This is a genomic window from Streptomyces sp. NPDC001068 (assembly GCF_042897315.1).
Taxonomy (GTDB): domain Bacteria; phylum Actinomycetota; class Actinomycetes; order Streptomycetales; family Streptomycetaceae; genus Streptomyces.
In genome coordinates, this window is the sequence record NZ_JBIAYD010000006.1 from 1 (window position 1) to 13,619 (window position 13,619).

At 72.5% G+C, this 13,619-nt stretch carries 10 protein-coding genes and 1 rRNA gene; 6 read left to right on the forward strand and 5 right to left on the reverse strand.

The window, feature by feature from the left end; genetic code table 11:
- Positions 1 to 95 (forward strand): 5S ribosomal RNA (rrf, locus tag ACFY3I_RS17660); the annotation flags it as partial.
- A gap of 142 nt (positions 96 to 237) precedes the next feature.
- Here the strand turns inward: rrf and ACFY3I_RS17665 are convergent.
- Genes ACFY3I_RS17665 through ACFY3I_RS17685 form a run of 5 tightly spaced genes read right to left on the reverse strand, consistent with a single transcriptional unit; the run spans position 238 to position 5,923 of the window.
- Complete coding sequence (locus tag ACFY3I_RS17665; RefSeq protein WP_390861372.1) at positions 238 to 1,548, reverse strand: DUF58 domain-containing protein; 1,311 nt, start codon at positions 1,546 to 1,548, stop codon at positions 238 to 240.
- Positions 1,548 to 2,537, reverse strand: coding sequence for an AAA family ATPase (locus tag ACFY3I_RS17670; protein ID WP_390861373.1), 990 nt, complete (start codon positions 2,535 to 2,537; stop codon positions 1,548 to 1,550). The genes ACFY3I_RS17665 and ACFY3I_RS17670 overlap by 1 nt, the downstream gene beginning before the upstream one ends.
- Complete coding sequence (locus ACFY3I_RS17675) at positions 2,537 to 3,733, reverse strand: DUF4350 domain-containing protein (protein WP_390861374.1); 1,197 nt, start codon at positions 3,731 to 3,733, stop codon at positions 2,537 to 2,539. The genes ACFY3I_RS17670 and ACFY3I_RS17675 overlap by 1 nt, the downstream gene beginning before the upstream one ends.
- Positions 3,730 to 4,518: a DUF4129 domain-containing protein gene (locus ACFY3I_RS17680; protein ID WP_390861375.1), complete on the reverse strand. Its 789-nt coding sequence runs from the start codon at positions 4,516 to 4,518 to the stop codon at positions 3,730 to 3,732. The genes ACFY3I_RS17675 and ACFY3I_RS17680 overlap by 4 nt, the downstream gene beginning before the upstream one ends.
- A 4-nt stretch (positions 4,519 to 4,522) precedes the next feature.
- Positions 4,523 to 5,923, reverse strand: coding sequence for a glycerophosphoryl diester phosphodiesterase membrane domain-containing protein (locus ACFY3I_RS17685; protein ID WP_390861376.1), 1,401 nt, complete (start codon positions 5,921 to 5,923; stop codon positions 4,523 to 4,525).
- 140 nt (positions 5,924 to 6,063) lie between these two features.
- On the opposite strand from ACFY3I_RS17685, the gene mtnA reads away from it, so the two are divergent.
- The 5 genes from mtnA (at position 6,064) to ACFY3I_RS17710 (ending at position 13,355) form a co-directional block, all read left to right on the forward strand.
- Complete coding sequence (gene mtnA / locus ACFY3I_RS17690) at positions 6,064 to 7,206, forward strand: S-methyl-5-thioribose-1-phosphate isomerase (protein ID WP_390861377.1); 1,143 nt, start codon at positions 6,064 to 6,066, stop codon at positions 7,204 to 7,206.
- Positions 7,207 to 7,449: 243 nt separating this feature from the next.
- Complete coding sequence (gene mtrA, locus ACFY3I_RS17695) at positions 7,450 to 8,139, forward strand: two-component system response regulator MtrA (RefSeq protein WP_015659998.1); 690 nt, start codon at positions 7,450 to 7,452, stop codon at positions 8,137 to 8,139.
- 1 nt (position 8,140) lies between these two features.
- Positions 8,141 to 10,210, forward strand: coding sequence for an MtrAB system histidine kinase MtrB (mtrB, locus tag ACFY3I_RS17700; protein ID WP_390861378.1), 2,070 nt, complete (start codon positions 8,141 to 8,143; stop codon positions 10,208 to 10,210).
- Positions 10,200 to 12,038, forward strand: coding sequence for an LpqB family beta-propeller domain-containing protein (locus tag ACFY3I_RS17705; RefSeq protein ID WP_390861379.1), 1,839 nt, complete (start codon positions 10,200 to 10,202; stop codon positions 12,036 to 12,038). The genes mtrB and ACFY3I_RS17705 overlap by 11 nt, the downstream gene beginning before the upstream one ends.
- Before the next feature lie 381 nt (positions 12,039 to 12,419).
- The gene (locus ACFY3I_RS17710) at positions 12,420 to 13,355 is read left to right on the forward strand and encodes a ComF family protein (protein ID WP_390861380.1); all 936 of its coding nucleotides are present in this window, start codon (positions 12,420 to 12,422) and stop codon (positions 13,353 to 13,355) included.
- Positions 13,356 to 13,619: the final 264 nt, after the last annotated feature.

Consider the following 13,619-nt stretch of genomic DNA (forward strand, 5'->3'; position numbering starts at 1 on the left):
AAACGCCCGGTTACATTCCGAACCCGGAAGCTAAGCCTTACAGCGCCGATGGTACTGCAGGGGGGACCCTGTGGGAGAGTAGGACACCGCCGAACAATTTTTGGGAAAGGCCCACACCATACGGTGTGGGCCTTTTCGCATTTCCGGGATCTTTTTCCGGGATCCTTTTTGGATTCCCGGAATTCCGCCACCGTGGCAGGCCCGACCGTGAGTCCCGCATGCGGCCTGCCACGGCTTTCAGAGCCGGCCGGCGGCCTTGAGACTCAGGTACGCATCGGCCAAGGCGGGTGCGAGGTCCTCGGGAGTCGCGTCCACAACAGTCACCCCTCGTCGGCGGAGCTGTTCCGCCGTGCGGTGCCGCTCGGTCTGCGCCTGCGCGGCTGCCGCCGCCTCGTACACGGCTTCGGCGTCTCCTCGTGCCGTCGCCATCCGAGCGACGTGCGGGTCGGCCACCGAAGCGAGCAGAACCGTGTGGCGCTGCGTCAGCTGGGAGAGCACGGGAAGCAGTCCCTGCTCGACGGGGGCCGCGTCGAGCGTCGTCAGAAGGACGATCAGCGACCGGCGGGGAGCCGTGCGGAGTGCCATTGCCGTGAGGCCACGCGCGTCCGTTTCGACGAGCGCGGGCTCCAGCGTGGCCATCGCGTTGACCAGGGACGGCAGGACGTCCGCTGCGGCGCGGCCCTGCATGAGTGCGCGGACTCGGCGGTCGTAGGCGAGCAGGTCGACGCGGTCGCCCGCGCGTGCGGCGAGGGCGCCGAGGAGAAGGGCCGCGTCCATCGACGCGTCCAGGCGAGGGGCGTCGCCGACGCGGCCGGCGGAGGTGCGGCCGGTGTCGAGGACCAGGAGGATGTGCCGGTCGCGTTCGGGACGCCAGGTGCGGACGGCGACCGTGGACTGCCGGGCCGTGGCCCGCCAGTCGATGGAACGGGTGTCGTCACCGGGGATGTACTCCCGCAGGCTGTCGAACTCGGTGCCCTCGCCGCGAGTCAGGACGCTGGTGCGGCCGTCGAGTTCACGCAATCGGGCGAGTTTCGACGGCAGGTGCTTGCGGCTGGTGAAGGGGGGCAGGACCCGCACGGTCCACGGCACCTTGTGGCCGCCTTGGCGGGAGAAGAGACCGAGGGGGCCGTAGGAGCGGATCGTGACACGGTCTGCCTGGCGGTCGCCGCGGCGGGTGGGTCGCAGCCGGGTCGTCACGCGTCGGCGTTCACCCGGCGGCACCGTGAGTCGGTGCCGCGAGGCCTCGGTCTCCGTCCCGGACTGCCAGCTGCTGGGCGGCCAGCCGTCTCGGAGCCGGGCCCGCAGGGTGCGTCCGGAAGGGTTGGTCACGGTCAGCGTGACGTCGGCGGACTCGCCGAGGCGCGCCGAGGTGTCGCCGGTACGGTTCAGCACGAGGCGTCGTACCGGAGCGGCCAGCGCGAAGTCGCAGGCACAGGCCAGCGCGATGGGGCCGTCGACGGCGAGGATGCCCGTCCAGCTCGGTTCCCAGATGCCGATGGGCACGGATCCGATGGCCGCGAGGAGCGCGGCGCGTCCGGTGAGCGGCATCAGCGGGGAACCGGGACGTGGGCGAGGATCGCGGTGATGACGGAATCCGCCGTCACCCCCTCCATCTCGGCCTCGGGACGGAGCTGGACGCGGTGGCGCAGGGTGGGCAGGGCGAGGGCTTTGACGTCGTCGGGGATGACGTAGTCGCGGCCGGTGAGCCAGGCCCAGGCGCGTGAGGTGGCCAGGAGGGCGGTGGCGCCGCGCGGGGAGACGCCGAGAGTGAGGGACGGCGACTCGCGGGTGGCACGGCAGATGTCCACGACGTAGGCGGTGATCTCGGGCGAGACGGTCGTCTTGGCGACAGCTGCCCGGGCGGCCTCGAGGTCGGCGGGTCCGGCGACGGGGCGCAGGCCGGCGGCGCGCAGGTCGCGCGGGTTGAAGCCGTCGGCGTGGCGGGTGAGGACGTCGATCTCGTCCTCGCGTGAGGGGAGAGGAATCGTCAGCTTGAGGAGGAAGCGGTCGAGTTGGGCCTCGGGGAGGGGGTACGTGCCCTCGTACTCGACGGGGTTCTGGGTGGCCGCGACCAGGAAGGGGTCGGGGAGCGGGCGGGGTGTGCCGTCGACCGTGACCTGGCGTTCCTCCATGGCTTCGAGGAGGGACGACTGTGTCTTGGGGGGAGTGCGGTTGATCTCGTCGGCGAGGAGGAGGTTGGTGAAGACGGGGCCGGCCTGGAAGGAGAACTCGGCGGTACGGGTGTCGTAGACGAGGGAGCCCGTGATGTCGCTCGGCATGAGGTCGGGGGTGAACTGGACGCGTTTCGTGTCCAGTTCCAGCGCGGAGGCGAGGGCGCGGACGAGCAACGTTTTCGCGACTCCGGGGACTCCTTCGAGTAGTACGTGTCCGCGGCAGAGGAGAGCGACGACGAGGCCGGTCACGGCGGGGTCCTGGCCGACCACGGCTTTGGCGATCTCGGCGCGCAGGGCCTCCAGGGAGGCTCGGGCGTCGGCCGGGTTCCCGGTGTTCCCGGCGTTGTCAGTGGTCGGGTCCATCATGGACGGCGTACCTCTCTTTCGAGGGCGTCGAGTTGGTCGGTGAGTGCGATGAGGGCCGCGTCGTCGCCGGGCGGCGGTCCGAAGAGGAGGGCGTGCAGGGCCTGGCCGTCGCCGTGGAGGTGGGCGGAGAGGGCGGGGAGCAGGGCCTCGGGCGCATCCGCCTGGGAGACGGGGACGCCCACGAGGGGGGCGAGGCGGGTGCGCGCGGTGGAGCGCAGCGCGGTGGCCGCGCGGTCGCGGGCGTTGGCTTTGCGGTAGAGGCGGGCGCGGCCCTCGACGGTCTCGGAGGCGCGGATCGCCACGGGGAGTTTGTCGGGTACCAGGGGGCCGAGCCGGCGCGCCCGCCAGAAGGCGGTGAGAGCCGCGGCGATGAAGAGCTGCAGCGTGCCCCAGAGCCAGCCAGAGGGGAGCAGGTCGAACAGGGTTTTCTGGTCGGACGTGCCGGCGGCCGAGGCGTCGGAGAGCGAGGGGAGGTACCAGACGAGATGGTGACGGGAGCCGAGGAGCTGGAGCGCGAGCGAGGCGTTGCCCTGTTCGCCGAGCCGGTCGTTGAGCAGGATGTCGGGCGCGCCGAGGACGATGGTGTCGCCGCCACCGGCGGCCGCGGGGACGCGGATCAACGTGGCCAGACGCTGGCTGGGGTAGCAGGAGTCGGCGTCGAGGCGGGTGGTGGTGTACCGGATGCCGCCGGTGTCGGCGCTGCCCGCGCGGCGGGCATCGGCGAGGCTGCAGTGGGGGTCGAGCGTGGACCTCGGACTGGTGGCGGGGTCGGCGGTGACGCCGGGGGCGAGACGTTCGACGGAGGCGCTCCCGGCCGCGACCAGGATCGTGCGGCCGCCCGAGGCGGCCGTCGACATCCGCAGCTGGGACTGCTGGGCGGGCGTGAGCAGGTCGGGGACGGCGACGAGCAGGGTGGTGTCGCGGCCGGCCGCGGCGCGGGCGCCGGTGAGAGTGGTGACCACACGGGTGGACACGCCCCGGTCGGCGAGGAGCTCCGCGACGGCTCGGCTGCCTTGGGGGTCGGCGGAACGCGGGTCGAGGTCGCCGTGCCTGCTGTCGGAGCGGACGACGGCGATGGCGACGGCGCCGGCCAGCAGGAGCACCACGGCGAGGACGATGCCCCGCGTCCGGGTCCACACCTGGCGGGTGGTGGGTGCGGTAGTGGTCGGCGCGAGGGTTTCGCCGGTGGTCATTCGGCGGCCCCCTGGCGGGTGCTGTGGGCGGTGCTGAGGGCGCTGGTGCTCGTGAGTACCGGCTTGGTGCGTTCCAGGTCGCGGTCGAGTTCCGCGATGCGCTCGTACGAGGCCTGGGTGGCCCTGCGACCGCCGTACGTCACGTCGTCGAACTCCCGGGCGGCGGCGCGTAGCCGGTCCGTGTGGGTGGGCAGGGCGCGGCCGGCTTCGTCGGCGGCTTCGTCGGCGGTGCGGCCCGGTCGGACGTCGAGGAGGGCGCGTTCCTCCAGGGCGCGGACGACGGCACGCATGCGTTCCTGGAGGGCCTGGTTCCAGTGGCCCTGGGCGGCGTGTGCCTCGGCGGCCGCTCGGTGTTCGGCGGCGCTGCGGGGGCGGTCGTCGAACAGGACGGCGGCGGAGGAGGGGCCGCGGCGCGGCGTGCCCAGTCGCCACCACAGGGCAGCGAGGACGGCGAGGACGGCCAGGACCACGACGATGAGGCCCAGCGTGCCCCCGGGCGTCGCGGAGGCGGCGGCGGACAGCAGGCGGTCGACCCAGTCCAGGAACGCCTTCAGCGCGCGCTGGAACAGCCCGGGGTCGTTCTCGTGGTACATCCGCTTGGCCAGCTCGTGCCGTGCCGCCTCCCGCGCGGGGTCGCGCGGGATGGTCACGGGCGGTTCGCCGTCCGAGCCGGCCGAAGCTGGCAGGGCGGCCTCCCGGGCTCGCAGCAGGCCGTGTACGGCCTTGTCCGCGGCGCGTGGCAGGGCGGCGGGCACCGCTGTGAGCACTCCCCCCGTGGGATTCACCGCATCAGCTCCCCGGGACGGTGCCGGGGGTGCCGGCGCCGTGGTTCTCGACACCGGCGGCGCGGGCCAGTTCGAGGTCGAGGGCCTCGCGGCGGATGCGCTGGTCGATGTAGAGGAGCACGGTGACGCCCGCGTTGATCGGGAAGGTGAGGGTGGAGCCGATCACCGAGCCGATGCCGCTGATGACGAGGAACGTCCAGCCGACGTTGCCGCTGGTGCCCTCCAGGAAGCCGGAGAAGCCGTCGCCGCCGAAGGCGGCGCCGGCCACGGCGAAGGGGATCACGGCGATCGAGGAGACGATGTTGGCGATGATCGTCGCCAGGAGCTGGATACCGAGGACCCGCCACCAGGAGCCGCGGACCAGCTTGGCGGAGCGTCCCAGGGACTTCGTGATGCTCTGCTTCTCCAGCATCAGCGCGGGGGAGGCCAGGGAGAAGCGGATCATCAGCCAGAGGGCGACGACGCCGCCGGCGAGGAGACCGAGGACGAGCAGGGCGGCGATGGCACCGCCGGGGCCGCCGGCGACCGCGACCAGGATGCCGGGCAGCGCGCCGACGACCAGCACGCCGACCACGATGAGTCCCATCAGGACGATCAGGCCGCACAGCTTGACGACCTGCGGGCGGGCGTCGCGCCAGGCCTCGCCGGTGGTCACGGAGCGGCCGAGCACGGCGCGGCTGGTGACCGTGGTCAGCAGGGCCGTCGCGATGATGGTGCCGACGAGCGAGATCAGCAGGACGGCACCCGAGCTGAGCGTGACCTCACCCGCGGCGCGGAACACCTCGCTGATGGAGGCGCCCGGGTCGCTGAGGGTGTCGGTGGTCTCGGTGTCGTTGAGGACGAGGCCCTGGAGGAGGATCACCGCGACCTGGGTGACCACGGCGACCGTCAGCGAGATGCCGAGGACCGTGCGCCAGTAGGTGCGCATGGTGGAGACGGCGCCGTCGAGGATCTCACCGACGCCGAGCGGGCGCAGCGGGATCACGCCGGGCTTGGCGGCGGGCGGGGGACCGCCCCAACCGCCGCCCCAGGCGCCGTATCCGCCGGGCCGGCCGTATCCGCCGGGCGGACCGTAGCCACCGGGGCCGTATCCGCCGGGCCCACCGGGCCCGCCGTAGCCTCCGTAACCGCCGCCGGGGGGCCGGCCGCCCCAGCCGGAGCCAGGAGGCGGGGGCGGTGGTGCCTGGCCCGGCGCGGGGGCGCCGGTGGGCGCGGACCACTGGCCGGGCGGCGGCTGTTCCTTGGACCACTTCGAGTCGGAGCCCTGTGGGTCCGCGCCCGGGTGGTCGGTGGGCTGCTCGGCAGGGCCTGCGGGAACGGGGCGGTCGGCAGGGGCGGACGCGCCGGGTTCCCGCCCGTCGGACGGGGCGGATCCGGGCGAGGCCCAGCCCGGAGTGTCGTTCATCGGAGCTCCTTCACGGTGCCCGTCCGCGGTCGCGGTGGCAGGTTGGCTGCCATCGTGCCATGGGCAGGTCACCCAGTGACCTGCCGCGGTACAGGCTCCACATCTTCAATGGTCCGCCGGATACGGGGCAGACTGACGGCATGGCTGATCAGTACGCGCAACCCGGCGAGGACAAGCGGCCGACAGGAATGCCCGTGATCCGGTGGGAGGAGCCGCCCGAGGGCCCCGTGGTGGTCCTCCTCGACCAGACCAGACTGCCGGCCGAAGAGGTCGAGCTGGTGTGCACGGACGCCTCGGCGCTGGTGGAGGCGATCCGGACGCTCGCGGTGCGCGGGGCGCCGCTGCTCGGGATAGCGGGGGCGTACGGCGTCGCGCTCGCCGCGGTACGCGGTTTCGACGTGGACGAGGCCGCGGTGGCGCTGGAAGGCGCCCGCCCGACGGCCGTGAACCTCTCGGTCGGGGTGCGCAGGGCCGCTTCGGCGTACCGGTCGGCTCTTACGAGGAGTGGTGACACCGGGGCGGCGGCCGTGGCGGCACTGGTCGCGGCGCGGGCGCTGCACCGGGAGGACGCCGAGGGCAGTGCCCGGATGGCCGGACACGGGCTGGCGCTGCTGGACGAGTTGCTGCCGGGGGGAGGGCACCGGATCCTCACGCACTGCAACACCGGATCACTGGTGTCGGGAGGTGAGGGGACGGCGTTCGCCGTGGCCCTGCAGGCGCACCGGGCGGGGCGGCTGCGGCGGCTCTGGGTGGACGAGACGCGTCCGTTGCTGCAGGGAGCTCGGCTGACGGCGTACGAGGCGGCTCGCAGCGGCATGGCGTACACGCTGCTCACCGACAACGCGGCGGGTTCGCTGTTCGCGGCGGGCGAGGTGGACGCGGTGCTGATCGGGGCGGACCGGATCGCGGCCGACGGTTCGGTGGCCAACAAGGTGGGGAGCTATCCGCTCGCGGTGCTCGCGCGCTATCACCATGTGCCGTTCATCGTGGTGGCGCCGTCGACGACGGTGGACCCGGAGACGCCGGACGGGACGGCCATCGAGATCGAGCAGCGTCCCGGATACGAGGTGACCGAGGTCGCGGCGCCGCAGATGCCGGTGACGGGAGCGGGAGGCGGGATGCCGGTGGCACCCCTGGGCACCCAGGCCTACAACCCGGCGTTCGACGTGACGCCGCCCGAGCTGGTGACGGCGATCGTCACCGAGGAAGGCGCCGTGTCACCCGTGACGGCCGATGCTCTCGCCGGGCTGTGCGCCAGGTCACGGCAGGTGGCGCGGGGCTGAGGGCGGCCCCGGCCCGCGGCGGTTCATGAGGCACGGGCGGGCGTCGCACGGCGCCCGGGCCCCGCGTACAGTGGCGCGTTCCGTCCGTACGTCGTGAACCACGTCCCTTCTCCGGAGGAGCGGCGCACCCGTCACCGACATCGACGACGGCGGACGGGGGCAGACAGTGACGGCTCCCTGCGGCTATCGTCACAGGCCGGTGACCCTGGTCACCTGCGCAACCTTCACCGTTATGAGAATGGGATGATGTCGTTTATGAAGGGACGAGTCCTTGTCGTCGACGACGACACCGCACTGGCCGAGATGCTCGGCATCGTGCTGCGTGGTGAAGGTTTTGAGCCGTCTTTCGTAGCCGACGGCGACAAGGCGCTGGCCGCTTTCCGTGAGACCAAGCCCGATCTGGTGCTGCTGGACCTGATGCTGCCCGGTCGCGACGGTATCGAGGTGTGCCGTCTGATCAGGGCGGAGTCCGGGGTGCCGATCGTGATGCTCACGGCGAAGAGCGACACCGTCGACGTGGTCGTGGGCCTGGAGTCGGGCGCGGACGACTACATCGTGAAGCCGTTCAAGCCGAAGGAGCTGGTCGCCCGGATCCGGGCGAGGCTGCGGAGGTCCGAGGAGCCGGCGCCGGAGCAGCTCGCCATAGGTGACCTGGTCATCGACGTGGCCGGGCACTCGGTGAAGCGGGACGGGCAGTCGATCGCGCTGACCCCGCTGGAGTTCGACCTGCTGGTCGCGCTCGCCCGCAAGCCGTGGCAGGTGTTCACGCGTGAGGTGCTCCTGGAGCAGGTCTGGGGCTACCGGCACGCGGCGGACACCCGTCTCGTCAACGTTCACGTCCAGCGGCTGCGGTCCAAGGTCGAGAAGGACCCGGAGCGGCCGGAGATCGTGGTGACGGTCCGTGGCGTCGGATACAAGGCCGGACCGAGCTGACATGCCGGGAGACAGTGCCGCTTCGGCCCCCGGCCGGTCCGGGGACCGTCCGGAGCGGCCTGTCGGCGGAACGAGGCCCCGGTCGCGCTGGGCGCCGCTCATCGAGGGCGGGCTGCTGCAGGGCGGGGTCCAGGGCAGCCCGGTGCTGCGGCTGTTCATGCGCTGGGTGCGCCGGCCGCTGCTGCCGGTCATGCGGCTGTGGCGGCGCAACATCCAGCTCAAGGTCGTCGTCACGACCCTGCTGATGTCGCTGGGCGTCGTTCTGCTGCTCGGGTTCGTCGTCATCGGGCAGGTCCGCAACGGCCTGCTGGACGCCAAGGTGAAGGCCTCGCAGAGCCAGGCCACCGGCGGGTTCGCGGTGGCCAAGCAGAAGGCCGACGAGGCCGCGACCGGCACCGGTGACACGGCCGTGTCACCGGACGGACGCCAGTCGCAGAACCTCATCCCCTGGATGAGCGACCTCGTGGAGTCCCTCTCCAGCGGCGGCCAGGGCGCCTTCGACGTGGTGACGCTGCCCGCGGGCGACAACAGCGGCGGGGGACGCGGTCCGCGCGCCTCCGGGCAGGTCGACCCGACCTCCAGCGTGCCCGACGACCTGCGTACACGGATCAACGGGACCATGACGGCCGCGCAGAGCTACACGCGGATCGTCTACAAGGACAGCGACAAGGAGTCGCAGCCCGCCCTGGTCATCGGCAAGCAGGTCAACGATCCGAACGGCGACCCGTACGAGCTGTACTACCTGTTCCCGCTCACCCAGGAGGAGAAGTCCCTCAGCCTGGTCAAGGGCACCCTCGCGACCGCCGGGCTGTTCGTCGTCGTGCTGCTCGGGGCCATCGCGTGGCTGGTGGTGCGGCAGGTCGTCACCCCGGTGCGGATGGCGGCCGGGATCGCCGAGCGGCTGTCCGCCGGGCGGCTGCAGGAGCGGATGAAGGTCACCGGCGAGGACGACATCGCGCGGCTCGGCGAGGCCTTCAACAAGATGGCGCAGAATCTCCAGCTGAAGATCCAGCAGCTGGAGGACCTGTCCCGGATGCAGCGTCGGTTCGTGTCCGACGTGTCGCACGAGCTGCGTACGCCGCTGACGACCGTCCGGATGGCGGCCGACGTCATCCACGAGGCGCGGGAGGACTTCGATCCGGTGACCGCGCGGTCCGCGGAGCTCCTCGCCGACCAGCTGGACCGTTTCGAGTCGCTCCTCGCCGACCTGCTGGAGATCAGCCGCTTCGACGCGGGCGCCGCGGCGCTGGAGGCCGAGCCGATAGACCTCAGGGAGGTCGTACGGCGGGTGGTCACCGGGGCCGCGCCGCTCGCGGAGCGCAAGGGCACGCACATACGCGTGCTCGGCGATCTGCAGCCGGTGGTGGCCGAGGCGGACGCCCGGCGCGTGGAGCGGGTGCTGCGCAATCTGGTCGTCAACGCCGTGGAGCACGGCGAGGGCAAGGACGTCGTCGTCAAACTGGCCTCGGCCGGCGGGGCGGTCGCCATCGCGGTGCGCGACTACGGCGTCGGACTCAAGCCCGGCGAGGCGACCCGGGTCTTCAGCCGTTTCTGGCGGGCGGACCCGGCACGCGCGCGTACCACCGGTGGCACGGGTCTCGGTCTGTCGATCGCGCTGGAGGACGCGCGGCTGCACGGCGGCTGGCTGCAGGCGTGGGGGGAGGCGGGCGGCGGTTCGCAGTTCCGGCTGACCCTGCCGAGGACCGCCGACGAACCGCTACGGGGCTCGCCCATACCGCTGGAACCCAAGGACTCCCGGCGCAACCGCGGACTCAGTGACGCCGGTCTGCCCGGTGGCGGCGAGGACAAGCGGGCCACGGTGCCGGTGCAGTCGGGCGGCGGGCAGGGGGCGGCGCTCGCTCCCATGGCGCAGCGGATGGCCGGCGTGGCCCCGACCGCCGACCCGACCGCGTTGCCCGGCAACGGCGCGCGGGTGGTGCCCAGACCCAGCGGGCCCGGCGGGGGCGCACGGCGCCAGGAGAGCACGCCGGGGACCGGCCCGGCGGACGACGGGAGCGTCGGCGGGCCGGACGAGTGGAACAAGCCAGGGGAGGCATTTCGTGGTCGCTGACCGCGAGGGGAGCGCACGGCCCGGACCGGTGCGCGCGGTGGCGTACGCCGCCTGCGGGGCGGTGCTGCTGGCGGGCTGTGCCTCCATGCCGGACAGCGGCGACCTGCGGGACGTCGAGTCCACACCGCGGCAGGACACACAGGTGCGGGTGTTCGCGATGCCGCCGCAGCAGGACGCGTCCTCCACCGAGATCGTCCAGGGCTTCCTGGAGGCTCTGACCAGCGACGATCCGCACTACGACACGGCACGCAAGTATCTGAGCACGGCTGCCGCGAAGACCTGGCGGCCGGAGTCGCAGGCGACGGTCCTGGCGAACGGGCCGAGCATCCAGACGGACCCGCGGCCGGCTAGCCGGGACGACACGTACAGCATCACGTACTCGCTGCAGGGCAGCCGGGTGGCCACCGTCGACAGTCAGCAGGCGTACGCGCCCGCCACCGGGACGTACCAGCGGACGGTGCACCTGACCAAGGACACCAAGAGCAGGCAGTGGCGGATCGACTCGCTGCCGCAGGGCGTCGTGATGGGCAAGTCCGACTTCCAGCGCAACTACACGTCCGTCAACAAGTACTACTTCGCCTCGGGTACGTCGGCCGGGGAGACCGGGCAGCCGGTGGCGGTCGCGGATCCGGTCTTCGTACGCAGCCGGGTCGATCCGACGACCCAGCTGGTGCGTTCGCTGATCAACGGCCCCACCACCTGGCTCGGGCCGGTGGTCCGGTCGAGTTTCCCGACCGGCACGGCGCTGAAGAAGGGCGCGTCGGGGCTGGCTCCGGACGACCAGAACCGGGTCACCGTGCCGTTGAACGTCAAGGCGTCCCGGATCGGTTCGGCCAAGTGCACCGAGATGGCCACCCAGGTGCTCTTCACGCTGCGGAACCTGACGCCCACCGTGGACTCGGTCGCGCTGAAGTCCGTCAACGGCGGCCGGATGTGCGACGTCACCGAGGAGCAGGCCGAGGCCGCCGCCTGGCGCCCGTCCGCCAAACGACCCGACTACCTGTACTTCCTCGACAGCAAGCACCGGCTGGTACGGATGACGGCCGGCGCCACCGGCAGCAGCGCGGTCGCCGTGCCGGGCCCCTTCGGGGAGGGCACCAAGTCGCTGCGTTCGGTGGCGGTCGCCCGCGACGAGCGGACCGCGGCCGGGGTCACCGCCGACAGCAGGTCGATGTACGTCACCTCGCTCGCGTCCGCGGGTTCCCTTGGCGACGCCGTGCTGACCAGCCACGGAGCGACCGAGGACGACCGGCTGACGGCGCCGAGCTGGGACGCCCGGGGCGACCTGTGGGTGGCCGACCGGGATCCCGCCAAACCGCAGCTGTACATGTTGGCGCAGGGCGTCGGCCAGCCGACGGCGGTGCAGGTCCCCGAGCTGGACGGCCGTATCAAGGACGTGCGGGTCGCCGCGGACGGGGTGCGGATGGCGCTCGTCGTCGAGAAGGACGGCAAGCAGTCGCTGTTCGTGGGGCGGATCGAGCACACCAAGTCCGACGACCAGCAGGAGGTCTCGGTCCTGGAACTGCGGTCCGCCACCCCCGGATCCGAAGAGGTCACCGCGATGTCCTGGGCCGGGGACAGCAGGCTCGTGGTGGTCGGACGCGAACAGGGCGGAGTGCAGCAGACGAGGTACGTCCAGGTCGACGGCTCCACACCGGACGGCCCGGCGCCCGCGGCGCTCACGGGTGTCCTGGCGATCGCCGCGTCCGAGGACGACCGCGTGCCGCTGGTGGCCCGCTCGCAGGACGACGGCATCGTCCGGCTGCCGTCCGGGGACCAGTGGCAGAAGGTGCTCAAGGACGGCTCGGCGCCGGTCTATCCGGGCTGAACCCGCGAGTGACGTGAGAGCGGCCGTTCCGGTCCGGCACACAGCCGGCGGGACGGCCGCTCTCGGTTCTCCGGCGGAAGACACCGTCCCGCGCCGGCTCCGCCGTGCCTTCCGCCCTCGGCCTCCGGCCCTCCCGTCCCTGCCTTCGGCCCCTCCGTCCCTGCCTTCGGCCCTCCACGCTGGCCCCCGACCCGTCCCACGCCGTCCCCTGACCCGTTCGGGTGACGTGTTGGACGGGCGGCACCGGTCGCACGGCGTCGTGCACCGGCCGTCGTCGTCCACGGACCGTCGTCCACAGGTCGTCGTCGTCCACAGGACGTTGTCCACAGACGGTTGTCCACAGGGGTGGCAGGTGCGGCCGGGCGTGGGCACAGTGGGCACATGCGGGGGTGGTGGCGGGACCTCACCGACCTGGTGCTCCCGGCCGAGTGCGGAGGCTGTGGGACGCCTCGCACGGTGCTCTGTCCCGAGTGCCGTGCCGCCCTGAGCGGGGCCGTACCGCGCCGGGTGCGACCGGTGCCGGAGCCGCACGGGCTACCGGCGGTGTACGCGGCGGCGCCTTACGCGGACGAGGTGCGGGCGGCCCTCCTCGCCCACAAGGAGCGCGGTGCGCTGGCGCTCGCCGGGCCTCTCGGCGCGGCTCTGGCGGGAGCGGTGCGGGCCGGCCTCCGGGAGAGCCGGAGGGCCCGGACCGTCAGGATCGTGGCGTCCTTGAGCGAGGGCGAGGGCGAGGGCGACGGCGCGGTGGGTGGTGCGGACGGGGTGCCGGGCGCCGGGCCCGTGCTTCTCGTGCCGGTCCCCTCCGCCCCGTGGGCCGTGCGGGCGCGGGGACACGATCCGGTGCGCCGGATGGCCCTCGCGGCGGCAGCGGAGCTGCGGCGCACCGGGTCCCCGGCCCGGGTCGTCCCGGTACTGCGGCACGGGCGGGCCGTGGCCGACCAGTCGGGGCTCAACTCCCGGCAGCGGCTGGCGAACCTCGGCGGCGCGCTGGAGGTGACGGCCGGTGGCTCCGGGTTGCTCGGGGGCGGCCGGGTCGTCCTCGTCGACGATCTGGTCACCACCGGTGCCACTCTCGCCGAGGCGGCGCGTGCGGTACGGGAGGCGACGGGACCCGTAAGGGCGGTAGGAGGGACGACGGCTGTGTATCGGCGCGCGCCCTGGGAAGTAAGGGAGGAACGGACGGCCGGATCGAGGGAAGAACGAGCGAAGTGGACACGGGACGCACCGGGAATGACCGCGGGGAACGTCCTCGCGTGGCCGGTCCGCGCGGCTGTGGTCGCGGCCGCACCGGATTCTTTCGAAAAGAACCGGAACTGACTGTAAACGCTCGTCGTTGCAGGTAGTGACCAGGCCAATTCACTTGAATGGAGGTACGCATCAGTAGAGGGTGACGACATCCGTCCGGGCGAGATATGTTCGGTTGTGAGGGAGAAAGCCGCAGGCCGTGCCTCCCGTATCCGAATGCCGTGCCGCGGGTTTTCCGCAATCATCGCGGTGCTGGGGTGCAGATCTTGCCCATGGGGGAGGAGGAGGTGAAGTCGCCGAGTCCGAGGCTCCGGGGATCACCGGAGTCGGGTGCAA